This is a genomic window from Priestia sp. ABM2_011 (genome assembly GCF_056158845.1).
This window is the reverse complement of sequence record NZ_JBSWUB010000001.1, coordinates 4,976,894-5,000,212: the sequence shown is the minus strand read 5'-3', so window position 1 is coordinate 5,000,212 and position 23,319 is coordinate 4,976,894. Positions and strand designations below refer to the sequence as shown.

The 23,319-nt window shown below is 38.1% G+C and carries 24 protein-coding genes, 1 pseudogene and 1 riboswitch; of the genes and pseudogenes, 20 read left to right on the top strand and 5 right to left on the bottom strand.

Features of this window, described 5'->3' with window-relative positions:
* Window positions 1–2: 2 nt before the first annotated feature.
* Complete coding sequence (locus ACXAE4_RS26295; RefSeq protein WP_154974135.1) at window positions 3–695, bottom strand: response regulator transcription factor; 693 nt, start codon at window positions 693–695, stop codon at window positions 3–5.
* Between the two features lie 190 nt (window positions 696–885).
* Here ACXAE4_RS26295 and ACXAE4_RS26290 point away from each other — a divergent pair, with 190 nt between their 5' ends.
* The 4 genes from ACXAE4_RS26290 (at window position 886) to ACXAE4_RS26275 (ending at window position 4,664) form a co-directional block, all read left to right on the top strand.
* Window positions 886–1,479 carry an undecaprenyl-diphosphatase gene (locus ACXAE4_RS26290; RefSeq protein WP_028412492.1) on the top strand — a complete coding sequence of 198 codons (594 nt, stop codon included), beginning with the start codon at window positions 886–888 and terminating at the stop codon, window positions 1,477–1,479.
* 151 nt (window positions 1,480–1,630) lie between these two features.
* Entirely contained in the window at window positions 1,631–2,050 is a 420-nt protein-coding gene (locus ACXAE4_RS26285) for an organic hydroperoxide resistance protein (protein ID WP_028412491.1), read from the top strand.
* Window positions 2,051–2,155: 105 nt separating this feature from the next.
* Window positions 2,156–2,338: riboswitch (cobalamin riboswitch) on the top strand.
* Between the two features lie 133 nt (window positions 2,339–2,471).
* Window positions 2,472–3,269 carry a HoxN/HupN/NixA family nickel/cobalt transporter gene (locus ACXAE4_RS26280; RefSeq protein ID WP_028412490.1) on the top strand — a complete coding sequence of 266 codons (798 nt, stop codon included), beginning with the start codon at window positions 2,472–2,474 and terminating at the stop codon, window positions 3,267–3,269.
* Between the two features lie 231 nt (window positions 3,270–3,500).
* Window positions 3,501–4,664: a M20 family metallopeptidase gene (locus ACXAE4_RS26275; RefSeq protein WP_034327426.1), complete on the top strand. Its 1,164-nt coding sequence runs from the start codon at window positions 3,501–3,503 to the stop codon at window positions 4,662–4,664.
* 67 nt (window positions 4,665–4,731) lie between these two features.
* Here ACXAE4_RS26275 and ACXAE4_RS26270 read toward each other — a convergent pair whose 3' ends face one another.
* Window positions 4,732–5,154: a DoxX family protein gene (locus ACXAE4_RS26270; RefSeq protein WP_289578676.1), complete on the bottom strand. Its 423-nt coding sequence runs from the start codon at window positions 5,152–5,154 to the stop codon at window positions 4,732–4,734.
* A 302-nt stretch (window positions 5,155–5,456) separates the two neighbouring features.
* Here ACXAE4_RS26270 and ACXAE4_RS26265 point away from each other — a divergent pair, with 302 nt between their 5' ends.
* Window positions 5,457–5,981: a type 1 glutamine amidotransferase domain-containing protein gene (locus ACXAE4_RS26265; protein ID WP_013055087.1), complete on the top strand. Its 525-nt coding sequence runs from the start codon at window positions 5,457–5,459 to the stop codon at window positions 5,979–5,981.
* A 634-nt stretch (window positions 5,982–6,615) separates the two neighbouring features.
* Window positions 6,616–7,104, top strand: coding sequence for a DinB family protein (locus ACXAE4_RS26260; RefSeq protein WP_028412487.1), 489 nt, complete (start codon window positions 6,616–6,618; stop codon window positions 7,102–7,104).
* Between the two features lie 25 nt (window positions 7,105–7,129).
* On the opposite strand, the gene ACXAE4_RS26255 is transcribed toward ACXAE4_RS26260, so the two are convergent.
* A complete protein-coding gene (locus ACXAE4_RS26255; protein WP_034327418.1) occupies window positions 7,130–7,882 on the bottom strand; it encodes a lipase family protein in 753 nt (250 codons plus the stop codon).
* 255 nt (window positions 7,883–8,137) lie between these two features.
* Between ACXAE4_RS26255 and ACXAE4_RS26250 the strand changes: the two genes are divergently transcribed.
* Complete coding sequence (locus tag ACXAE4_RS26250; protein ID WP_028412486.1) at window positions 8,138–9,592, top strand: alanine/glycine:cation symporter family protein; 1,455 nt, start codon at window positions 8,138–8,140, stop codon at window positions 9,590–9,592.
* A gap of 32 nt (window positions 9,593–9,624) precedes the next feature.
* Here ACXAE4_RS26250 and ACXAE4_RS26245 read toward each other — a convergent pair whose 3' ends face one another.
* The gene (locus ACXAE4_RS26245) at window positions 9,625–10,680 is read right to left on the bottom strand and encodes an aromatic acid exporter family protein (protein WP_028412485.1); all 1,056 of its coding nucleotides are present in this window, start codon (window positions 10,678–10,680) and stop codon (window positions 9,625–9,627) included.
* Window positions 10,681–10,823: 143 nt separating this feature from the next.
* Between ACXAE4_RS26245 and ACXAE4_RS26240 the strand changes: the two genes are divergently transcribed.
* Window positions 10,824–11,990 (top strand): M20 family metallopeptidase, encoded by a 1,167-nt coding sequence (locus ACXAE4_RS26240; RefSeq protein WP_155010624.1) that lies wholly within the window; start codon window positions 10,824–10,826, stop codon window positions 11,988–11,990.
* Between the two features lie 54 nt (window positions 11,991–12,044).
* Here ACXAE4_RS26240 and ACXAE4_RS26235 read toward each other — a convergent pair whose 3' ends face one another.
* Complete coding sequence (locus ACXAE4_RS26235) at window positions 12,045–12,500, bottom strand: ferritin-like domain-containing protein (protein WP_028412483.1); 456 nt, start codon at window positions 12,498–12,500, stop codon at window positions 12,045–12,047.
* 151 nt (window positions 12,501–12,651) lie between these two features.
* On the opposite strand from ACXAE4_RS26235, the gene corA reads away from it, so the two are divergent.
* The 12 genes and pseudogenes from corA to yukD all read left to right on the top strand — a co-directional run bounded on the left by corA (window position 12,652) and on the right by yukD (window position 23,305).
* Window positions 12,652–13,617, top strand: a complete 966-nt coding sequence (corA, locus tag ACXAE4_RS26230) for a magnesium/cobalt transporter CorA (protein ID WP_028412482.1) — start codon at window positions 12,652–12,654, stop codon at window positions 13,615–13,617.
* Window positions 13,618–13,771: 154 nt separating this feature from the next.
* Window positions 13,772–15,359, top strand: a pseudogene (gene dcuS / locus ACXAE4_RS26225) (DcuS/MalK family sensor histidine kinase).
* Window positions 15,352–16,077: a response regulator gene (locus ACXAE4_RS26220; protein ID WP_028412480.1), complete on the top strand. Its 726-nt coding sequence runs from the start codon at window positions 15,352–15,354 to the stop codon at window positions 16,075–16,077. Before dcuS ends, ACXAE4_RS26220 begins: the two are co-directional and overlap by 8 nt.
* Window positions 16,078–16,219: 142 nt before the next feature.
* Window positions 16,220–16,879, top strand: a complete 660-nt coding sequence (locus tag ACXAE4_RS26215) for a cobalamin B12-binding domain-containing protein (protein WP_028412479.1) — start codon at window positions 16,220–16,222, stop codon at window positions 16,877–16,879.
* Window positions 16,866–17,618 carry an STAS domain-containing protein gene (locus ACXAE4_RS26210; RefSeq protein WP_028412478.1) on the top strand — a complete coding sequence of 251 codons (753 nt, stop codon included), beginning with the start codon at window positions 16,866–16,868 and terminating at the stop codon, window positions 17,616–17,618. The genes ACXAE4_RS26215 and ACXAE4_RS26210 overlap by 14 nt, the downstream gene beginning before the upstream one ends.
* A 293-nt stretch (window positions 17,619–17,911) precedes the next feature.
* Window positions 17,912–19,006, top strand: a complete 1,095-nt coding sequence (locus ACXAE4_RS26205) for an ATP-binding protein (protein WP_224980631.1) — start codon at window positions 17,912–17,914, stop codon at window positions 19,004–19,006.
* Window positions 19,007–19,370: 364 nt separating this feature from the next.
* Window positions 19,371–20,576, top strand: a complete 1,206-nt coding sequence (locus tag ACXAE4_RS26200) for a DEAD/DEAH box helicase (RefSeq protein WP_028412476.1) — start codon at window positions 19,371–19,373, stop codon at window positions 20,574–20,576.
* 252 nt (window positions 20,577–20,828) lie between these two features.
* Window positions 20,829–21,146, top strand: a complete 318-nt coding sequence (locus tag ACXAE4_RS26195) for a hypothetical protein (RefSeq protein ID WP_013055102.1) — start codon at window positions 20,829–20,831, stop codon at window positions 21,144–21,146.
* Window positions 21,147–21,255: 109 nt separating this feature from the next.
* Window positions 21,256–21,855, top strand: a complete 600-nt coding sequence (locus ACXAE4_RS26190) for a WXG100 family type VII secretion target (protein WP_155010626.1) — start codon at window positions 21,256–21,258, stop codon at window positions 21,853–21,855.
* A 61-nt stretch (window positions 21,856–21,916) separates the two neighbouring features.
* Window positions 21,917–22,309, top strand: coding sequence for an SseB family protein (locus ACXAE4_RS26185; protein WP_028412474.1), 393 nt, complete (start codon window positions 21,917–21,919; stop codon window positions 22,307–22,309).
* A 369-nt stretch (window positions 22,310–22,678) separates the two neighbouring features.
* Complete coding sequence (locus ACXAE4_RS26180; protein WP_028412473.1) at window positions 22,679–22,972, top strand: WXG100 family type VII secretion target; 294 nt, start codon at window positions 22,679–22,681, stop codon at window positions 22,970–22,972.
* A gap of 93 nt (window positions 22,973–23,065) precedes the next feature.
* On the top strand, window positions 23,066–23,305 hold the full coding sequence (yukD, locus tag ACXAE4_RS26175; RefSeq protein WP_025752817.1) for an ESX secretion system protein YukD: 240 nt from the start codon (window positions 23,066–23,068) through the stop codon (window positions 23,303–23,305).
* Window positions 23,306–23,319 lie beyond the last annotated feature (14 nt).

Here is a 23,319-nt window from a genome sequence, read left to right as displayed (position 1 = left end):
AGCTACTCCTTAAGCATATAGCCAACGCCCCGCACTGTTTGAATGTAGGGTGTTGAAAATGGAGCATCAATTTTTTTGCGCAAATAACGAATGTATACGTATACAATATTCGTGTCGCCGTAGTAATCAAATCCCCACACGTTTGTAAGAAGCTGTTCAAAGCTTAGCACTTGATTGTTGTTTTGAAGCATATAGACAAGCAAATCATATTCTTTAGGAGTCAGCTCAATAGCTTCATTTTCACGCGTGACTTCTCGCGTTTTTTCATTCACAACTAAAGTTCCTAGCTGCAGAGTATCTGCTTCTTTTTCAGCAGGAGATGCTGATGCAGGATGGCGAAGCCAGACGCGGATACGTGCAAAAAGCTCCTCAATTTGAAAGGGCTTTGTAATGTAATCGTTCGCTCCTAAATCTAGTCCGCTTACCTTATCAGGAAGGGCGTCTCGAGCGGTTAATAAGATAACGGGCGTCTGATCATCGTTTGCTCGAATGCGACGCAGTACTTCGAGTCCGCTCAATTCAGGAAGCATCACATCTAAAAGCAGCAAATCCCAATCATGTGCTTGAAACTCTGCCAATCCTTCTGTCCCTGTATAAGCCATGCCCGTTTCGTACCCTTCGTGTTCAAGCTCGAGCTGAATCAAACGAGCAATTTTGCGTTCATCTTCTACAATTAAAATTCTGCCTTTACTCAAAAAAATTCCCCCTTGTGTCTATGTATAGTTGCGTACATTATAGCATGGAGAGATTCGGGGTGTATAAATGATAAGGAAATCAATGGTTATTTACTAAATATATCAATAATAGCCCGAGAAATAATGTTCATTTTCCCAAGAAACTGATAAGATAGCTAATGACATTTAAAAATAAGAAAGGATTTCGATTATGTTATCAGCTATTAATTCAGTAGACTATACCATTTTCCATGCGGTGAATCAGTATGCCTCGCATGTGAAGTTTGTAGATTCGCTAATGGTATTCTTTGCAGATTATGCCCAGTATGTACTTATTGTTTTACTCGGCTTGTTTTTACTTATTAATAAAAACGGCAGCCGTGTTGTAGCATTTCAAGCTTTATGTGCTTGTGCCACAGGAGTCATTATCAATAAAGTGATTAGTTTATTTGCTTATCGAGATCGTCCGTTTATCTCTCACCACGTGAATCAGCTTATTGATCACGCCGCGAATTCTTCATTTCCAAGCGATCATGCTACATCTGCATTAGTTATCACTTTTACCATCTGGCTGCATTTCAAACGTTCAGGGCGCATGTGGGTTGTCATGGGTGCACTCATTGCATTTTCACGCGTATGGGTTGGCGTTCACTATCCATTCGATGTGTTAACAGGAGCTATTCTAGGCTGCGTGCTGGCGCTGTTTATTCATTATGTTATTTTTAATACGAAACTGATGAGGGCTATTACCAACTTGTCTATTTTTCGAAAATCAGCTTATGACGAACAGTCTCAATATTATTAAGAAAAAGTCGCATATACGCGGCTTTTTTTATTGGGAAATTTTTAATGTATTTAACACTTGTTTTTTAAAATTAAATTGTGTACAATTAAATTGCAGAAACGATAAATAAAAAATTTTAATAAAATTACTAAAAAAGAGGAGAGATTTATACATGAAAGCTTTATATGAAACGACAGTCGTTAACACAGGTGGAAGAACAGGAGAAGTTCATTCTTTAGATAATATCTTTAATTTAGACGTTGCAACACCTCCAGCGCTTGGTGGAGAAGCAACAACAGCAACAAACCCAGAGCAGCTATTTGCAGCTGGATACAGTGCTTGTTTCAACAGTGCGTTAGAATTTATGTTGAAAAAACATAACGTAGAAATTAAAAGCAGTGAAGTAAAAGCTACGGTTCAGCTGCTTCCAGATAAAGCTGATCAAGGAGTAAAAATTGCTGTAGCGCTTGAAGCTCATATCGAAGGCTTAGATTTAGAAACAGCTAAAAAATATGTAGACCTAGCCCACTCATACTGCCCGTATTCAAAAGCAATCAGCGGCAACGTAGACGTAACGGTAGAAGTAGTTTAATTGCTTTAAAAAGCCCTGTTAAGCATGTAAAGCTTAGCAGGGCTTTTTTATTTGAATTTTCTCTATTCATTTGTAAGGAGTACTAGTATAATGAGGAAGAAAATGAATCATTCGCACAGTTTAGGTGCTCTTACATAGCGTAAGAGGTAACAGGGAATCGAGTGCAAATCTCGAGCGGTCCAGCCACTGTAAGCAGGGAGTTTTCTATCTTATCGTCACTCAAAACGGGGAAGGCGGTAGAAAATGATGATCTCAAGCCAGGAGACCTACCTATTCTGTACACTTGACTCTTCTAGGAAAGAGGCGGTGTATCAAGGTACGCAGTGAGCAATTACTGTTTATTTTCATATGCCGACACATCCTCAATTTCTATAGAATTGAGGCTTTTTTACGTTTTATTTTAAAAAAAGGAGTGTAGGAAATGGAAGGTTTATCAGTTTTTTTACTTGTCTTTTTATTAGGAATCAGGCACGGATTAGATGCAGATCACTTAGCTTTTATTGATGGCCAGACCCGATATAATTGGCGAATGGGCAGCCGTTTTGCCCCGTGGGTCGGAACGCTGTTTTCACTCGGTCATGGAGGAATGGTGGCCGTCACGGCCGGGGTGCTGGGCGTAGTGATGAAGAATTTTACGTTTCCAGCATATTTCGATCATTTTGCATCTTGGGTATCTATCATCTCTCTCTTTCTGATTGGGACATTAAACACATATCATTTGCTTCGAACTAAAAACAAAGAAGAAGAGTTTCAGGTGAGCGGGTTAAAAGGGAAGTTTATTCCGAAAATCGCAAAAGGAACAACGAATCCTTTTTTAATTATTCTTGTAGGAGCGCTGTTTGCCCTAGCAGCTGAAACGGTCAGTCAAACGGCCGTGTGGTCTCTAGCTGTAGGGAACGCAGGCAAATATACGCCGCTTTTATTAGGACTAGTATTTATGTTTGGTATGATGCTGACAGATACAATCGATTCACTGATTGTACATAAAATGGTGAATGAATCGAGTAAGTTTGGGCAATCTGCTTCCCGCTTGATGGGCTGGGTTATTGTTATCCTCGCATATGGGGTGTCCTTCTACTTAGCATTCACTTTCTTTAATCCATGGGCCGAAGTAAACTTTGAAATGGTTGGCGTTATTTTGTTTATTTTTTTAGTGTCTATGTTTGTATTTGTAAGTGTGAAGTCAAAAGGGAAAAATATCAAAATAAATGTCAATTAATAAAATGAAAGCTTTAATCTGTTGAAGATTGAAGCTTTTTTGTATAAATTTGTTGAAGTTTATGGCTATTTTCGGTCGGTTATGAATAAGTTAAAGTATTATCTGTATTTTAAGGATGGAAAATTGTCTGAAAACCATTATAATTAAGGATAATTTAAGGTCGTTATGTGAAACGTAGAACATACTCATACGTACGATAAATAAAAGCAATGAATGCACAAGCAGCAGGGGTTGTTTGGAGGAGGAATTGATTTGAGTCAGGTAATGGTAGAACAAAGCGTATTTAGTTATTTAAAAGAACATGAACAAGAGATGCTCGAAGATTTAGTTGGATTTGTGAAAAAAGAATCACCGTCCTACAGTAAAGAGTTAGTGGATCAGTGTGGAATGTATTTAACGCAGCTGTTTCAGAAGCGTTTAGGCGTAGGGTATGAAATCATAGAAGAAAAAGAAGTAGGAAACCACTTGAAATTTACGATTGGAGAAGGAGAGAAGCAGCTTTTAATTATCGGTCACTTTGACACGGTATGGGAAAAGGGAAGGCTGAGTCTAAGAACAGAAGGAAACAAGCTTTATGGTCCGGGAATTTTAGATATGAAAGGCGGCATTATACAATCTATATGGGCGATTAAAGCGATTCAAGAGCTTGGCTTATCGCTGGATAAAAAAATTGTGTTTTTTTGCAATTCAGATGAAGAGATTGGATCAATTTCCTCTAAAAAATATATAGAAGAAGAAGCACAAAGAAGTGAAGCAGTGCTAGTAGCAGAACCTGCGGTGGCGGGTTCAGGTGCGTTAAAAACGTCGCGCAAAGGAGCGGGGATTTTCACCGTAAAGGTGTGGGGACGAGCAGCCCACGCTGGTAATCACCACAAAGAAGGAATCAATGCTATTGAAGAGCTAGCGCGCCAAGTGATTTTTCTGCAGAGCTTAACCGATTATGAAAAAGGTACAACGGTGAACGTTGGGACATTTACCGGAGGCAGCGGTACAAATGTAGTGCCGGAATATGCAGAAGCGCACGTGGATTTACGTGTTTCTACAGAAGAAGAAGCAAAACGTATGACGGATATTATTTTGAATTTAACGCCCATTTTAAAAGGGATTAAGATTGAAGTAACAGGAGGCATGAATCGTCCTCCAATGGTTAAGTCTAAACAAACGGAAGAGTTATTTGAATGCGCTCAGTCAATTGCGGCCAAACTGGGTATGAAATTAGAAGAAGCAGCTGTTGGAGGCGGAAGTGATGGCAATTTTACAGCGGCTATTGGCATTCCCACGTTGGATGGATTAGGAGCATGCGGAAAAGGAATACATGCAGAATATGAACATATTCAAATTGATACGTTGTCCGAGCGTTCTTCTTTATTTGCGAATTTGCTGCTTCAAATATAAAAAAAGCCCGCCTCAAACGGCGGGACTAACCTGAAAGCTTATATTGGGAGAGTATAAGCTTTCTTTTTTATTTACTGCTTTCTTCTTGAAGAGAAAAAGCAGTTTCTTTCTTTTTAAATACCACTTTATCAAGAGCAAGGAACTGGCTTCCTGCAACAAATAAGTGAGCAGACGTGGCAATTAAGGCAATATCAAACTCAAACCCGCCAACGAATCCGCTTTTAAGCTTGGCTGTAAAAATAGCGCCAAGCATAACTGCCACAAATAAAGCAGCTACGACTCTTGTTGCTAGACCAAGAATAATCAGAACCCCACCTACAAGTTCAATTGTTGCCACAATATATGCCATGAAACCAGGGATTCCTAAGCTATCGAAGAAGCCTACTGTATTTTCAATTCCCCCTTGCCATTTTTGAAAGCCGTGTACTAAAAATGTAAAACCTAATACTAAACGAATAATAAGCGATCCAATTTCGACGTTTTTATTCACTTTACTTCCTCCTTTAAGTGTATTTGAAAAACACTACATTATGTAGTGTAAAAGCCCGTAAAAAGAAATGTAGCAATTAAATAAAGTCTTTCTTATTTGGATAATTTTACAACATTATGAACATCACACTACACATTGTAGTGTGATGTTTGTTCCCAGTCAAGTAAAAATATAAAATTAGATCATTTGGCATACAAAAAATTTCTGAAGGGCACTTGAAAAATCCTTTAATTATGTACAATTTAGTTCCTTATTTTCAATCTTATTCTCCAACATGCTATACTGATGGCGGAGGTGTTACGATGCGCTTAGAAAATAAAAGAGTTATTGCGCTTGTTAGTGCAGACTTTGAAGATCTAGAACTATGGTATCCAGTGATGCGTCTTCGCGAAGAAGGAGCAGAAGTACATTTAGTTGGAGAAAAAGCAAACGAAACGTACATGGGGAAATACGGTGTTCCAGCCGTATCGGACTATGCATTTAAAGATGTTGATCCAGCTGAATATGACGCTATTTTAGTACCTGGAGGCTGGGCGCCGGATAAACTGCGCCGCTACCCTGAAGTAATTGAAATGGTTCGTCATATGGATGAACAGCAAAAGCCAATCGGCCAAATCTGCCATGCAGGATGGGTATTAATCTCTGCAAAAATCTTAGATGGCCGAAACGTAACAAGTACGCCAGGAATCAAAGATGATATGGAAAATGCGGGAGCTATTTGGCATGATGAAGCAGTCGTAATCGACGGCCACATCATTTCAAGCCGCCGTCCGCCAGACCTTCCTCCTTATGCAAAAGCATTTGCTGATGTACTAGCAGAGCAATAAGAAAAAAGCCGAAACCATATTGGTTTTGGCTTTTTTATAAGATTCCCTAAAAAAAGAAATGATAAAGTAAATAAAAAATCATCATTAAAAAAGCGAGCAGATGCATCTGCTCGCTTTTGTTCGTGTTTCTTATCAGTAACTTGCTTTTTGCAAGTGTAAAAACAAAATGATTACTTTCTTTATAAAATCCATGATTACGGTTTTTGTATGTTTCATTGTTGTTAGGGCACAATTAGCATTGATTGTGCTTGCATGGATTTCATCCATTGCCGCGGTTTGTTTTTCCACATGATCGATTAACCTAAACGACGCAAGCCCTACCTCTCTTGCATCCTTACGGCTCCGAAGCCGATCCAGTGTGAATAAGTTTTGTTCAAAGACATGTGTCGAATGCCAGTATTTTTACCTTGCATTGTACGATACATCCTTTCAAGTTACTTTCACTATGTCCAGCTCTTAAAGAAAAGCCAGAAATCTAAATATAACACTTCAGTTGATCTATGTCAAATAGAAAAAATATTTTTTTCACGTGAAACAATTGCAGCTAAAACATGGTTAAGTAAAGGGATATCCTTTTTATATAGAAGAGTTTTTTGATACGATAAGCTAGAGGAATCCTAGAGGAGGATGAACAATGAACAAAAATGAACAGTTTCGAAATGATGTATTGAACAGTGTAGAATCATTAACATATGAACAATTAAATCAGCAGCCAGCATCTAATACATGGAGCGTTATGCAAGTATTAGAACATTTATATTTGATGGAGCGCATGATTGTTTCACGTGTAAAGGATCAGTTAGAAAACGGTGTAGATCAGCCAACCGAAGATAAGCCGTTTCATTTAGCGGTAGACCGTTCTCGAAAAGTAGATGCACCGGCTCAAGTTACGCCTTCTAATGAAAATCAGACATTAGAAGAAATGAAGAGTAAGCTGGCGGAATCAAGAGCGGCTTTAGTAGAGTTAGAAGAAACAGCCAGTGAAGAAAACCTAAAGCAAAAATCGTTTCCACATCCTGTGTTTGGGTTAATGGATTTAAAGCAATGGATTGATTTTATTGGCTATCATGAAAAGCGTCACCAAGAACAAATAGAAGAAATCAAAACAGCAATTGGCGCATAAAAAAACAGGCATTCCGCCTGTTTTTTTATTTTTGGACCAAAATAGGGTAATCCGACATCATCCATATCCCAACACTGTATGTTTGGGGATTATGGTTCCCTACGGTAGAGCCTGTTTGGATGGTAAATGAGAGTTGCAGAGGGTCTTGATCGTAATAAATTGTTTGCTTGGTGGAAGGGGAATAGAGTCGCTTCGGAGGGATTTTAGGAACCGTATCCGTCGTGTTAACAAAACAGCGGCTATTTGAAACAAGATTTGTGTATGTTTGAACGAATTGAGGATCCCCTACTCGAGGAGCTCCGTAGTTGTACATTGTAATTTCCGGAAAAGATGCGTTTGTGGCGACATCTAAGGCATGAAGAGCAGCGAGTGCGCCACCTAGGCTATGCCCCGTTATATAAATGGGCTTGGTGGGAAGCGATTTATATGTTTCAAAAATTTCATCACGGCATGATTCGTAAACGGCTAAAAAACCTTCATGAACGAGCCCAGCTCGTTGATTGTATGGATAGGGGCGCTGCCTAATGCGAGCATCAGCAATCCAATCTGCCTCAGATTGAGTTCCTCGAAAGGCAATTACGATAGAGTCATCAGATTCTAAAATAAAACCAAACCATTCTTGCACCCCTACGGCAGAAGCTTTAAACGATTTAATAAGCCGGTAGCCTTCAGGTACATCAAATGTGCCTCCCTGTGCGTATTGCTTATAAGCTAAGACGCACGCATAAAGAAGGTCTAGAGCTAAAGAACGATAAAATAAAGGCTCGATTCTCATCATTGTTTTTCACACCTTCTAATAGAAAATAACTCCTATAGCCTATGTGTTCTTGAGAAGAAAGGTGCAGATATCTCTTTTTTGAGAGCAATAATTATGGAGTGTAAACGATTTCTTATTGGATGTTTTTGAGGGGTTTATAACTTTTTTTGTGTATTTTAACTAAAAAAAAGTTTTAATTTAGAGTTTTATTGTTAAAATTTATAATTTAACTTATAATTTAAAATAGTCTGAATCAAAAAATAAGGGGGTTATCGTTTGGAGCAATTTGTAACGAGTTTGAATAATGTGCTATGGAGCACGCCTGTTATTTATGGGTGTCTTGCGATTGGCCTGTTTTTCTCGATTTTAACAAGGTTTTTACAGGTACGACACTTAAAAGACATGGTTATGCTGATGTTTCAGGGTAAAAGCTCAGAAGCAGGAGTTTCTTCCTTCCAAGCACTGTCTTTAGCGCTGTCGGGACGAGTTGGAACAGGAAATATTGCTGGAGTTGCGACAGCTATCGCTTTTGGAGGTCCAGGGGCTGTATTTTGGATGTGGGCAGTTGCTTTTATTGGTGCTTCTAGTGCATTCATCGAATCAACACTGGCTCAAATTTATAAAGTTAAGCAAGATGGCCAATATCGAGGTGGTCCAGCGTACTACATTGAAAAAGGAACAGGTATGAAATGGTATGGCATTTTATTTGCCATTGCAGCCCTTGTTGCGATGAGTATCTTAATGCCGGGCGTTCAGTCCAATTCCATCGCGCTTGGCATCGACAATGCATTTGGTGTTAGTCCAACGGTTACAGCAGTAGGATTAGTTATTATTCTTGCTTTTATTATTTTTGGAGGCGTTAAGCGTATTGCAGGGGTAGCCCAATTCGTTGTACCTTTTATGGCACTTGGGTATATTATTTTAGCTCTTATTATTATTGCCATGAACATTTCGGAGTTGCCGGGAGTTATCGCTCTTATTTTTAAAAGTGCTTTTGCATTAGATTCTGCTTTTGGAGGAATCGTTGGTTTAGCTGTTTCTTGGGGAGTGAAGCGCGGCATTTATTCAAACGAAGCAGGACAAGGAACGGGGCCGCACGCAGCAGCTGCAGCAGAAGTTTCACACCCGGCGAAACAAGGTCTTGTACAAGCTTTTTCGGTTTATATTGATACACTGTTCGTTTGTTCAGCAACAGCGTTTATGATTTTATTCACAGGCATGTACAACACGGAAGGACCGGGAGGTTCATTTATTATTTCAAATTTACCGGGTGTAGAAGCAGGACCTGGATTTACACAAGCTGCTATTGAAACAGTGTTGCCGGGGTTTGGAGCTGGCTTCGTGGCAGTTGCCCTATTCTTTTTCGCGTTTACAACGATCATGGCTTATTATTACATTGCTGAAACAAATATTGCTTATCTAACTCGCGGAAAGAACGGGAAGTGGGCTATGTTTGCATTAAAACTTGTCCTGCTGGGAGCTACGTTCTACGGGTCAGTGAAACAAGCCTCATTAGCTTGGGCGTTAGGTGATGCAGGACTTGGTATTATGGTATGGCTAAATTTAATTGCTATCTTAATTTTAGCTAAGCCTGCGTTAGTTGCATTAAAAGACTATGAAGCTCAGAAAAAACAAGGGGTAGACCCCGTATTTGATCCTGTTAAGCTAGGAATTAAAAATGCGGACTACTGGGAGAAAGAATATAAGAAAGATGAGTCACAAGTTTCGTAAACAAGAAAATCCTCACATTTGTGAGGATTTTTTTATGAAGAAAGTGAGACAGGCGAATTGTTTAAGTTATAGCGTTCCTTCAAACGATGAATACGGTGTAGTTCTTCAAGCAGGTGATGAATCGCAAGAAGTTCGTACAGCATGGTTGTTTCTGTTGAAAAAGGCTGATCCACTCTGTTTTCTTCCTGCTTATGTGCCCAAAACCTTTGTTTTAAAGTCAAAACAAGCGTTTGATGCTGCAAAGAGCTTTTATATTGTTCATTTTGTAAGACTTTATGAAAGGAAGTGAAAGTGTCCCAAATCACTTGATGTTTTGCACTTTGCAGCTGATGAGCGGGCAAATAAATTAAATTACCAATATGGTAGACAAGCTGCCTCATAAGAGAAAGTTTCTTATATTCATAGTGGAATTTTCTCATAGCTGTACGAGTGAAATGATGAAATTTCCATTCTTTTCGCTGATACTCACAAAGCGTCTCAATTTTTTCAATTTCAGCAGAAAGCTGCTGAAATTGAAGCTTTGTTTGTTTATGACAAGCGTGTACTTGAGAAAGTTCGCTTCCTCTTTGCTGTAAGACGCTACTCATTTGTTTTGAGAGATTTTGAATTTTCCTCGTAATAATCGGTGTATAATTAGGAGGAAGAACAATGATATTTACAAGTGAAGAAGTAAGCAGCCCAATACTAGTGGTCGCTAGGCGAATTAAAAATGATATGAAATAATGGTCGTGCACAATCGTCAGCATAGCCACTCCTGTTAGCGTTGCAACGAGTGTTCCGGCATGTAAACGCAATTTATAACAGGATATAATAGTAGAAACAGCAACAAGCATATAGGTAAGCGGCGTTACGCCTAAAAGAAATGTGTAAATCATGGCAAAAGCAGCTCCAATTGCTGAAGCAGGAAAGCGAATGAACGCTTTTTTGATAGAATCCGCAGCGGTTGGTTCAATCGTAACAATGGCTGTAATAACAGCGAGCATATACGGCCAGCCAACGGACTGACAAATGAGTGCAGTCAAAAAAACGGCAATGCCTGTTTTAATAATACGACCGCCTAAAAAATTAAATTTTTTTACGTTAATCATTATGCATACCTTCTTTAAAACAGTTAGTAGTTTAATTATAAGGCATATTAAGGTGATAGGAAAACACGTCTTAAAAACTAGCTTTCAAAAAACGAATAAATATACTATAATTTGTTTAAATATTTAAAAGAGGAGTACAACTAATGAAACAATTAATAAATGAAACAATTAATAAATTACAGGATACATTTTATGATGTAAGCAAATATATTGGACAAAATCCTGAGCTTGGCCATGAAGAATTTAAGGCTTGCAAAGCATTAACAGATGTTTTAAAAGAACAAGGGTTCACAGTTGAAATTGGTACATGTGACTTGCCAACGGCTTTTACCGCTGTTTATGACAGTCAAAAGCCAGGTCCATCGATTGGGTTTATGGCAGAGTACGATGCTTTGCCGGATCTCGGACACGCATGCGGACATAACTTAATTGGAACCATGTCAATTGCCGCTGGTATTGGTCTGAGTAAAGCAGTCGCAAAAACGGGCGGTAAAATATACGTATACGGAACGCCTGCAGAGGAAACACGAGGCGGCAAAGTAACGATGGCTGAACAAGGTATTTTTAATCATTTAGACGTAGCTATGATGGTGCACCCTTATTACTGTCATCAAAAAAGCGGGCGTTCTCTTGCGATGGATGCGATTCAGTTTGAGTTCTTCGGAAAATCTGCACATGCAGCCGCTGCCCCTCATGAAGGAATCAATGCACTAGACGGTGTATTACAAACGTTCAATAGCATTAATGCGCTTCGCCAGCATGTGAAGCCGGATGTACGTATTCATGGAGTGATTACAGAGGGTGGCAAGGCGGCCAACGTTGTACCGAATTATGCAGTAGCACAATTTTATGTTCGCGCTTCAACTCGTGCATATGTAGATGAAGTAACAGATAAGGTGAAGGCATGTGCACATGGTGCTGCTTTAGCGACAGGAACAAAATTAAAAATCTCAAACTATGAGTTTTCTTATGATGATATGCAAACGAATCAAACATTATCCGACGTCTATACAAATAATCTCATCTCATTAGGTGTGAGCGAGCAAAGCATTACGGAAGACCAAGGCGATCATGGATCTTTAGATATGGGGAATGTGAGTCAGGTTGTTCCGGCTATTCATCCGTATATTCAAATTTGTGATGATTATTTTGTTTGTCATACGCACGAATTTAGAGAAGCAGCTTTAAGTGAGCAAGGAAGAGAAGCAATGATACTTGGTGCAAAAACAATGGCATTAACAGGGTATGACGTATTAACCAATCAAACGCTGCTCCAAAAAATTAAAGAAGAATTTAATGCTACAAAGTAAGAGATAATAATAAAACCATACTAAATAATACGCTTGCAGTGGCAAGCGTATTATTTAGTATGAGAAGTGGGACTGAATGGTTCGAAAAATTTGACCGTGGCGCTGTTCATCGCTCGCAGCTCGAACAATGCGGCTTTGAATTCGAGCATTTGTGATTCTTCTAGCGATTGATTGATAAAATGGAACGGTTTCTACTTCATCTTTAATGGATTCAGAGACCCCTTCTTGAAAAGTATTTGGCAGTTTTATGTTTAATGAAATCTGTGGGTAGCTGCCTGATAAATCATAATAGGCTTTAGAAAACCAGTCAAAGTGTTTAATTTCATCCTGCCGAATACCTAATATAGCTTGTTGAAACTGATCATTAGGAGCCAGCTCTGCTAGGCGTGTATAGTAGTGAATAGCGGAAAACTCATCGTTTACAGCTTTGTTTATATCTCTTAAAAGCTGTTCGTCTAGTCTTGTATCATCTTCCCAATATTCTTCATGCCGGGAGTAAAATTCATACATATGGATATACCTCCTCACCGTTTTGTTCTCTTGTCGTCACCATCATCGTATGTATAGACAAGAAAAGGCGTACATTAAAAGAAAAAAGTTTAACAAAATGGTAAAAAGGGTATGTGCAGAGAATAGTATCAAAAAAGACAGAGGTTATCTTATGATTAAAATTGTAGCTAAAACCAAAGAAGGAGCTATTAAAGAGATAGAAATGAATGAGATTCGTTCAAGCCATGACTTTCAATGGTATTGGGTTGATTTTTACAATCCCACCGAGGAAGAAAAAAAGCAGCTTGAACAATTTAATTTTCATCCTTTAGCAGTTGAGGACTGTTTGAATCAAGGTCAGCGGGCTAAATTTGAGTTGTATGATGAGCATTATTTTTTAGTGTATTATGCACTTCATAAAGAAGAGCTTGAGCACTTAGAAGTATCTGCATTTGTGGGGGATAACTTTTTAGTCACTTACCACTTGGACAAGCTAACGAGCGTGGCTAGAGTGTGGGAGCTTATCAAAAAAGACCCTGAGGCTACCGAAGATGGAACATGGGATATCATGTATGAACTCTTAGATCATACCGTTGATGAATACTTCCCTGTGCTTTATAAATTTGAAGATCACATAGACGACATTGAAGACAATGCAAAAGACGAACCTATGGATGAACTAATGAGGCAGCTTTATGACATCCGAAGTGATTTGTCACGAATGCGCCGGATTTTAAACCCCATGAGAGATTTAATGTATCGTATTATGTCAACCAATGCGTTAAAAGCAAAAGAGCAGGTTCGCTATTTTAATGATATTTATGACCACCTATTAAATATGATTGAAATTATGCAAGCAAGCAGGGATTTGTCAAATGATATTCGAGAAAGCTTTATGTCCATCAACTCGGATCGTATGAATTCAATCATGTTTACGCTAACGCTGATGTCAGCTATTTTCTTACCGTTGACGTTTATTGCTGGCCTCTATGGCATGAACTTTTCATATATGCCGGAACTGACGGGAAAATATAATTATTTTATTGTACTGGGCATTATGATTGGGCTTGTAGGCGTAATGGTCTTTGCCTTTTATAAAATGGGATGGTTCAAATATCGAAAAGGACCTAAACTATAAAGTAGATTGTTAACCTTCCTGTATAAATGTTCATCAACTCAGTAAAAATGAAATTAAATAAGCGAAGATCTTATCTGCCTCTAGATAAGATCTTTTTCTTGTGCTATAAACAAGGAAAGCAGGGAAGCGAGGGAAGAATGTGAAACACGGAAGAATGGGGCTGCGAAGCATCACGGTGCTGCTTGTATGCATGGTGGTAATTCTATCGCTATTGTTAACGGATTTATTAGTTAGCAGTTCAATTGGAAAAAACATCCGAGATCAACAGGCTGAAAAAGCTCGGACTATTGCTACAATTATTTCAGAATCAACGAACGTGAAAAAAGGACTAGAGACAAAAACACCTCAGTCAATTCAGGAATTTACTGAACGAATTCGTAAAAAATCAAGCGTCTTGTTTATCGTTGTTATAGATATGAATGGAATCCGCCAATCTCACCCAGATCCTAAAAAGATAGGAAAGAGGTTTGCCGGAGGCGATGAGCAAAAATCATTGCACGGGAAATCTTATGTATCTGTATCAAAAGGAACGCTTGATAAATCTCTGCGCGCTTTTGCACCTATTTATAATGAAAAAAATCAACAAATTGGCGCAGTGGCTGTGGGGATTTCTTTGAATAATGTAAATGAAGCGATTAGAGATGGGCATCGTCGAATTGTTTTAGGTTCATTAATTGGCTTACTTGTAGGCGTTCTTGGTGCTATTTTATTAGCGAATTACATAAAGAAAATTTTATTTGGCTTGGAACCTTCTGAAATTGCTAAAATTCTAGAAGAGAGAAGCACCATGCTGCAGTCGGTTCGTGAAGGAGTGATAGCTGTTGATAAAGAAGGTAATATTACACTTGCTAATCGTTCTGCACGCCGCTTATTTGTTAAAGCAGGGTTAGCACCAGAGCCAATCGGTTTGTCTATTCGAGAATATATGCCCACCTCCAGATTGGACGACGTTTTGTCTACGGGGGAATCTCATTATGATGAAGAGCAAGTCATAAATGGAGTAGCCATTGTAGTTAATAGGGTTCCGCTAGTGGTAAACGAAGAGATTGTAGGAGCACTTTCTACGTTTCGGGATAAAACAGAAGTTAATATCTTAGCAGAACAGCTAACAGGTGTTAAAATGTATGTGGAAGCGCTTCGAGCACAATCGCATGAATTTATGAATAAACTTCATGTGATTTTAGGAATGGTGCAGATGAATTATTATGATGAGCTAAAAACGTATATTCATCAGCTTGTTAATCATCGTGTCGATGAATCTAGTTCAGTGACTAAATCTATTAAAGATCATGCGTTGGCAGGGTTTCTCATGGGCAAAATGAGTTATGCTAGAGAGGAAAGCGTAGAACTGACGTTTTCCGCTGATGAAGTTATTCCAGAACCTTCAGAATCCACACGTTACTCATCATCTCATTACCATTATTGGAAATTTAATTGATAATGCAATTGATTCAGTTTGTCATCAAGCCTCTAAAAAAGTGTCCATTATGCTTGTGTATAAAAACAATAAGCTTACGATTCAAGTTACGGATACAGGCTGCGGCATTCCTTCCGATACAATGAATCAGATTTTCAAGAAAGGCTTTTCTACAAAAGGAACGAGCAGAGGGTTTGGGCTGCATTTAGTGAAGCAAACGATTGATGAACTAGGTGGCCAAATCGTTATTGACTCATTTATAAATAGCGGCACCACATTCTATATTGATATTCCGTACGAAACAAGGAGAGATCAAGTTGATTAAAGTATTAATTGTTGAAGATGACCCAATGGTTGCTCAGTTTAATCAAAAGTACATTGAAGAGATAGAGGGGTTTACAGTGGTCGCTGTTGCTCATTCGGGTCATGAAGCCTTAGTGAAGGTAAATGAATATCAAGTTGATTTAGTACTGCTTGATATCTTTATGCCTGGGCAAAATGGTTTGAGAGTTTTACAAGAGATTCGAACAAAGCAAGAGGAAATAGACGTCATTTTTATCACCGCTGCTTCGGATGCCCAAACGATTCAGCAAGCTTTACGCTATGGAGCGATTGATTATTTGATTAAGCCTTTTACATTTGAACGCTTTTATCAAGCACTTTCGGCTTATAAACAAACATTTCGTACGTTAAAACAGCAACCTCAGCTTAATCAACAGGAATTAGACGGGCTGCTGTCTAATAAAAAAATAAAAGAAGCTCCGGTAGAGCCGTTGCCTAAGGGTCTAACGACAGGAACATTAGAAGTCATCGTAGAAGCCATTGTGCATCTTAAAGATCACCCTTTTTCGACCGATGATGTGGCTGAAAAAACGGGAATTTCAAGAGTGTCTATTCGAAAATATTTAAAATTTCTAACAGATATAGGTCTTCTTGGAGAAAGAATGACTTACGGCACAATAGGACGTCCTGTGTATGCGTACTTATACAATGAACAAAACCGTCACTTGCTGCATCACTACCTCGTTGACTTTGAAAAATAAAAAGATTTACCTGTCAGAGACGTCCGGTGTTATTTTGTCGGTGTGAGAATATTTTACTGTAGAGTGCCGGTGAGTTAAGTGGTATGGTTGATAATAACAAAGGAAAAAAAACAAGTCGTTTGACTGAAAAAGAGGTGGTTTCTTGATTGAAAGCATAGAACGCTTGACTGAATTACTGTTATCAGGGAATCAAGATGAAGCTTGGAATATTGTGTGGAAAAAAAGACAGCAGGGTTTCGACACATTTTATATTTTTCAGCAATTCATTTCAGTGTCAATGGCTCAAATCGGTATGATGTGGGAAGAAGATGAAATTTCAGTGGCTGATGAACATTTAGCTACTACTACCTGTGACTATGTTTTGTCACGCTATCAATTGTGTATAAGACAAGAAGTTATTAAAAGTGAAAAAAAAGGTCTGTTTTTGTGTATAGAAAATGAACAGCATTTTTTAGGTTTAAAAATGATTTCCATTCTCTTTGAAGAGCACGGATGGCAGACGAAACTTTTAGGAGCAGATTCTCCGCTTTTACATGCAACGCACGCTGTTGAACAATGGAAACCTGATTTAGTAGGAATCTCGTTCAGTTTAACTCATCATATAGAAAAAGCAAACGAATATATAGAAGGATTAAAAAAGACAAAACATCAGCCGCTTATTTTAGTTGGAGGCCGAGTAGTTTCAAACTATAAGTTTCCTCTTGTTCAAACAAATCAAGTTCGATTTATTGCACAGCTAGAGGAGTTGAAAGAGCTTTTTCATTATCAATCAATTAGGGGGATTAAGGTTGTCGACTATTAAATATGCTCCGCTTCCTGCTTTTATTATGGATGAGGAAATGAATATTCTAGCGCAATCTGATGAAGCAGCCGCTTTATTCGGAGAGGTTCAACATTTTTTAGAAATTGTTGATGAAGATAGTCAGAACAAAGCTAGAAAACGATTAGGAAAGAAGGAAAAAATAAAAACAGAATTAGTCATGCATTCGCGTAAATCTAAGATGTCTCTTTATACCGTGAATTGCAAATGGGAGCAAGATAAGGCGCATGTAATATGTGTAGAGGAAGATTCTCAAATTAGAATTCTCTCAGAAAAAATCGAACAGCATACAGCGCGTTTATCTGAAACAGACTTAGAACTGCTGCTGCAAAAAGAACGATTAGAAAAGGCCATGAACCGAGTTATAGAGCTGTCGGGACCGTTTATTCATTTATCGAACAACATGGTGCTTATACCTCTGTTTGGCGATTTATTTGAGGAAGTCATCATGAAAAATGAACATCGGCTGCTCAGACAAATAGATGAGGAAACGGTTGATCGAGTTATCATTGATTTTAATGGAATCGGTCAAATTGATGAACGAGGTGTTGCAGCCCTAGAACATTTAATATGGGAATTTCAGCTAATGGGCGTACAGATTTATTTAACAGGTGTGACACCCGATCACAGTCAATGGCTTCACCAGTATCATTTTCAAGCAAATGTAAAATCTATTAGTAACCTAGGTCAGGCCATTCATCAATTTTTTACAACGGCATGAAATGGCTACAAAAAGTGAACACTTCATATAAAGGCAATAAGACAGGGGATCAATACGGATAAACAGGTGATTAAAATTTGGTGAAACACGCGCGTAAAGTAGCTTTAAGAATTTCAATTATATATATCATTATTGGCGCTGTATGGATCTTGATATCTGATAATATATCTAGAACATTAGCGCAAGGTCGTTTTGAAGTATATATTTTTTTTCAACAATACAAAGGTTGGTTTTTTATTTTAGCTACGGGTATTATTTTGTATGGGTTGGTATATAGGAGAGCTTATAAACTAGTGGAGTCCCAGCAAGAGCTCGTAGTGAAAGAACACGAACTTCAAACGAGCAATCAGCACTATCAATCTTTGTTCAAACATAACCCTGATGGTGTTTTTGAAATAAGTAAAACGGGTGAAGTACTTCTTGCTAACCCGGAAGGTGAAGCAATCGTTGGATACTCCAGTGAAGAACTGCAAAAGATGAAACCTTCAGCTCTTATCGCAGCTGAAGAGTTTGATATGTGTAAAGAGTATTTTAAAGAAGTGCTGAATGGAAAAGGTGCTAAGTTCGAAATGAATGTGATCAATAGAAAGCGAGAAAGACGGTTGCTTAGGTGTTCTTTGCTTCCCATTATTGTTCATAAGCAGGTAGTAGGTGTATTTATGATTGCACGCGATATTACTACATACCGCCAAGATGAAGAGCTTATGATAACCTCGGAAAAAATGTCGGTTATTGGACAAATGGCAGGTGCCGTAGCACATGAAATTAGAAACCCCCTTACTTCTTTAAAAGGTTTTGTACAGGTTATGCAAGCCTCTAAGGAAACAAATGACACATATTTAGATATCATGATGTCTGAAATCGACCGCATCAACTTAATCTCCAGTGAAATGCTCATTCTTGGAAAAAAGCAGCATGTATCTTTTGAAAAGACCAATTTATGCGAGATTTTAAAACAAGTTATTACGCTAATGGAAGCGCAGGCCAATTTAAATAATGTTTCTATTTTATTGAAAGAAACAGCAAAAAGGCCTATTTATGTTTCGGCTGATGCAAATCAGTTGAAACAAGTGTTCATCAATGTGATCAAAAACGGTGTAGAAGCTATTATTGAGAAAGGCCATATTACAATAACAGTTGAAGAAAAAGATACACGAGCATTGATTCACTTCGAAGACAATGGAATCGGAATGAGTCAAGAGAGGATTGAACAAGTAGGGACGCCGTTTTATTCTACAAAAGAAGCTGGAACGGGCTTAGGGCTGGCCGTGTGTTACAAAATCATGGAGCGTCATCAAGGTACCATGCATTTTAAAAGCGGTAAAGGAAAAGGGACAACGGTTACTATTGATATGCCAATTACAGAACGAAACAGCCGCCTTTCGTAGTTCAGAGAGGCGGTTGTTTTCTTGAAAAAGAGGAAGTAAGCAGCTGAGCCCTTTGCGTCCGGATTCATATAGGACATAAAACCTCCTTCTTATACAAGTTTTCGTCCATAATAAAGAGGATCATATTGTTTTCTATAGAAGCAATAGTGTATCATAGTTGAAGCTATGTATATCGATGTAGAAAAGTTAAGGCAACAATCGACTTTTCTACTGACGGATTGACAGGGTCCTTTGGGATAAGGAAGGTTTATTTATAAATAGAAATTAAGGTCAGTATTAACGCACATGGCCACTGATACATTCGTTTAATTGAAATAAAAAAATCGTTTATAATATCGAGAAAAGCATGGAAAAGGAGATAGATATGAGTCAGTTTATAGAGACTTTACAGCCTTTTTTACAAGAGGCGTGGAAAAAAGCAGGGTTCAATGAGCCTACTGCCATTCAAACGAAAGCTATTTCAGAGATTTTAGCTAATAAAGATGTAATAGGAGAATCCCCAACGGGAACAGGAAAGACACTGGCATATTTGTTGCCTGTCTTACATCGCATTCAGCCGGGACCATCTCATGTTCAAGCGGTTATTTTAGCATCTTCCCATGAATTAGTTATGCAAATTCATGGTGAAATTCAAACTTGGTCGCAGGGAAGCGGTATTTCAAGCGCTGCGTTTATTGGCGGAGCAAATATGAAACGGCAATTAGAAAAACTCAAAAAGCGCCCTAATATCATTGTTGGTACCCCAGGACGTTTGAACGAATTAATTAAAATGAAGAAATTAAAAATGCACGAAGTCAAAACAATTGTGATTGATGAAGCGGATCAATTGTTTGTACCTGAGCATGTTCAAACGGTTCAACAGATTGTAAAAATGGCGTTAAGTGATCGTCAAATCCTAGTCTTCTCAGCTACTGTATCAGAACGTACCAAATCGCTAGCGAAAGACATGATGAACCAGCCTCTTGAAATAGAGGTAGGAAGAGATGAACTCCCAGCTTCGAAGGTAGAGCATGTATACATCAAAAGTGAAGCTAGAGATAAAGTGGACGTGCTTAGAAAACTAGTTCGTCAAGAACAAATGAAAGCTTTAGCCTTTTTTAAAGGGATTGATACTCTGATCGAGTTTGAAGAAAAATTAACATTTAAGCGTGTAGAAGCAGGCTCTTTACACAGTGAAACGAAAAAAGAAGATCGTGCTACGACGATTAAAGGTTTTCGAAAAGGAGATTTCCCTGTCTTATTAGCAACGGATGTCGCAGCTAGAGGATTAGACATTAAGGGATTGACGCATGTAATTCATATCGATGTTCCTCAAGATGCAGATCAATACGTACATCGCTCAGGTAGAACAGGCAGATCGGGAGCAGAAGGTACAGTCATTTCTCTTGTCACTGAACGAGAAGAGCGAAATTTAAAACAAATCGCACGTGAACTTCAACTTTCATTAGCGAAAAAAGAGCTTTATATGGGCGAAATCGTCGATGAAGGTACAAAAGAGCAGTCCCGTACAGCTAAAAAACCTTCAAAAAAGCCATTTAACAAGAAAAAGAAACAAAAAGGTCGGATGTAAACTAGGTATTCTTCCTTTTTATAACAGCAGTGTCACAACCTAAAAAGCAACGTCTACTGCTTTATTACAGCAGCCTGGCGTTGTTTATTTTCTCTATTTCCCCTGTATAAATAAGTAAAAAAAGAGAAATGTAGATATTTTTTCCTAGGTATGAAAATAGTTTGAATGATGGATTTTGTTTTTTGTAACCTTATTTTAACATTACTTTAAGAGACTTCTAATAAAAGAGGAAGAAGGACGTGGGGACATTTTATGGATGCAATTGATGATCTCTTTGACGACATAGAGCGAAGAAGAAAAAGCAAAGAATATAGTCGAGATGCAGATCAATTAGAATCATATTTACATGAAGTTCAACGTATCATGGAATTTCTTGAAGAAGGTATCTATCTGTTTCAAAATTCGCACCAACAATATGCGTCAGATTGGTCAGGGCGTTCTAAGAGCTCATATGAGGATATTTATAATGATATTACGCAATCCACTTTTCATCTGTACGACGTAAGGGATGAATTGTTTCAAACTTTACGCTTAGAAATTTCACGATTAAGAGAGCTAGCATCGGCGTAATAAATAACATTATCGACTCACTCTTTTAGAAAGTGAGTCTTTCCGTATAGGCTTAAAAAAGGTTTGGATGATGACTGAAGGCTTACAAGAGATAGGGGGACGGACATACATGGAGATAAAAGTAAATCCAGAGGTGCTGCAGACATTTGCAGAGCGAATTCAACAGTCTCATTCACAGACGACTGATGCACTTCAAAAACTAAGCTGGGAAGCTACAAATCTACATTTCTTGTCTGTTGCAGATATTGATAAAGTGCTGGACTTGCAGGAAGAGTTACAGCATATGATTCGCAAACTTGATTCGCTAACGGAAAATGCACATTTATTAGTAAAAGACACTGCGGAGCAAATGAGAAAAGCAGATGGAGAGCTAGAAGGCTCTTCAGGCTGGACGGAGTTTTGGTCGAGCGTATGGAGCGATGGGAGCGCCCATTCGCAAGATACGTGGAATGACATAAAGAACTTAAAAGAATGGAACACGTATGACAATATGCATAGAACGATTGAAAAACCTCTAGGTACTCTTAATGTTATGTGGAATTCGCTTTCTATGTCTTGGGAAGAAAAAGTAGTGAATGGTTCTACATGCAGTCGAACGGAATTTTTCACTTATGGGGTTATTCAAATGGGATTGGGCATTTTAAGTCAGGAGATGAATCCTTCAAACATTATGTTTAGTGACAGCACAGAGGAAGTGAAGAGAGAATGAATGAAGTATATGATGGCGCTGGAAGTGAAATGGTACAGTTCCTTACAGGGTTGTCTCAGCAATGAAGTATACATTTAATTTATTAGAAAAATCGTTAATTGAAGCAATGAAAGATAATAAAAAAATTGCTCAATTTTATAAAACTTTAATGAATAGCAATTTATGGCTAGTTGTTAGCTCAGAACATGTAGCATCAGATATATTAATTGCAGAGCACTACGTTCAGACGATGAAAAGTGCAGCGTATCGATATTTACCTGTTTTTTCGTCAAAATATCCGATTGAACAGATGCTAAAAGATGAAAAGACCGTATGTGTATCATTTAAGGATATGCTGCCTGTATTAAATGAAGAAATAGCCATATTACTTAATCCTGACACGCCTCTCTCAAAATTATTCATCCCGGAAGAAATAAGAATGTTAAAAGAAGATAAAAATTATTTTAAGCAGTAGCCAAGGCGATAACAAGCACATGTCCTTTTTTCAAGCATGTCTGAATCTTAAATAAATAGGATATATATAGGCAGGGCCTTAAACAGGCTGCTGCTTTTTTATTACTAGTAAATAGTTCTATAGATAATAAATAGAAATGTAATTTAATAGTCTTATAGTTTTTATTTTCCTTTAAATAGGTACCTATAGATTAGATGGAAAAGGTTTAAATGAGAACAAAATCTTGGTTTTTTAGGTTTTATTTGCATTTTTTAGGGGTACTTGTAGATACATATTCTCATTTTTGGAGGCTTTTGCAAGTAACCTTTGACCTTATCACTAGAGTTTCTTACAATAATAGTAAATATATAAACCGAAGGAGAGATATGTATGTCAGGAATTATTCGCGTAACACCAGCAGAGCTTCGCGACATGTCAGGTCGCTATACTAACGAAAGCGGTCAAGTTCAAGAACTAGTAAGCCGTCTTGATACAATGAAAAATCAACTTCAAGATATGTGGGAAGGTGCTTCAAGCGAAGCGTTTGCTGCTCAATACGAAGAATTAAAACCTTCTTTCGTTGAAATGTCTAACCTACTTACAAAAATTGCTAAGCAATTAGACGACTCTGCAAATGTTCTTGAAGATACAGATAACCAAATCGCTAGCCAAATCCGCGGTTAACTTCATCTAATAATCTAAGTGAAGTAATAAAAGGAGCGCCCCATTCTCAAAAGATGAAGGCGCTTTTTCTATGTTTTGAGGTGATGAAACCCTATGTATATAGAAGTAACAGTAGACTTAAAGCACTATACAGGTGATCGGTTCGATTTGCGACTATCAAACTATCATTCAATCAAAAAAGTAGTCGAGATCGTTTGGCAAGCTAAAAAGATTACTCAATCACCAAAGGACGGTGCGTGGATACGTGTTTCAAATAAAAATCTTATTTTCTCGGGAAATGAGACGATGATTAACTGCGGAATTACCACAGGTGATTGTATCGAAATTCTCTAAAGGAGTCTATTAGA

Coding starts and splice junctions, on each gene's coding strand:
- ACXAE4_RS26290 (WP_028412492.1), top strand. CDS start 886: ATGTTATCAGCTATTAATTCAGTAGACTATACCATTTTCCATGCGGTG.
- ACXAE4_RS26285 (WP_028412491.1), top strand. CDS start 1,631: ATGAAAGCTTTATATGAAACGACAGTCGTTAACACAGGTGGAAGAACA.
- ACXAE4_RS26280 (WP_028412490.1), top strand. CDS start 2,472: ATGGAAGGTTTATCAGTTTTTTTACTTGTCTTTTTATTAGGAATCAGG.
- ACXAE4_RS26265 (WP_013055087.1), top strand. CDS start 5,457: ATGCGCTTAGAAAATAAAAGAGTTATTGCGCTTGTTAGTGCAGACTTT.
- ACXAE4_RS26260 (WP_028412487.1), top strand. CDS start 6,616: ATGAACAAAAATGAACAGTTTCGAAATGATGTATTGAACAGTGTAGAA.
- ACXAE4_RS26255 (WP_034327418.1), bottom strand. CDS start 7,882: ATGATGAGAATCGAGCCTTTATTTTATCGTTCTTTAGCTCTAGACCTT.
- ACXAE4_RS26245 (WP_028412485.1), bottom strand. CDS start 10,680: ATGATTAACGTAAAAAAATTTAATTTTTTAGGCGGTCGTATTATTAAA.
- ACXAE4_RS26240 (WP_155010624.1), top strand. CDS start 10,824: ATGAAACAATTAATAAATGAAACAATTAATAAATTACAGGATACATTT.
- ACXAE4_RS26235 (WP_028412483.1), bottom strand. CDS start 12,500: ATGTATGAATTTTACTCCCGGCATGAAGAATATTGGGAAGATGATACA.
- corA (WP_028412482.1), top strand. CDS start 12,652: ATGATTAAAATTGTAGCTAAAACCAAAGAAGGAGCTATTAAAGAGATA.
- ACXAE4_RS26200 (WP_028412476.1), top strand. CDS start 19,371: ATGAGTCAGTTTATAGAGACTTTACAGCCTTTTTTACAAGAGGCGTGG.
- ACXAE4_RS26195 (WP_013055102.1), top strand. CDS start 20,829: ATGGATGCAATTGATGATCTCTTTGACGACATAGAGCGAAGAAGAAAA.
- ACXAE4_RS26190 (WP_155010626.1), top strand. CDS start 21,256: ATGGAGATAAAAGTAAATCCAGAGGTGCTGCAGACATTTGCAGAGCGA.
- ACXAE4_RS26185 (WP_028412474.1), top strand. CDS start 21,917: ATGAAGTATACATTTAATTTATTAGAAAAATCGTTAATTGAAGCAATG.
- ACXAE4_RS26180 (WP_028412473.1), top strand. CDS start 22,679: ATGTCAGGAATTATTCGCGTAACACCAGCAGAGCTTCGCGACATGTCA.
- yukD (WP_025752817.1), top strand. CDS start 23,066: ATGTATATAGAAGTAACAGTAGACTTAAAGCACTATACAGGTGATCGG.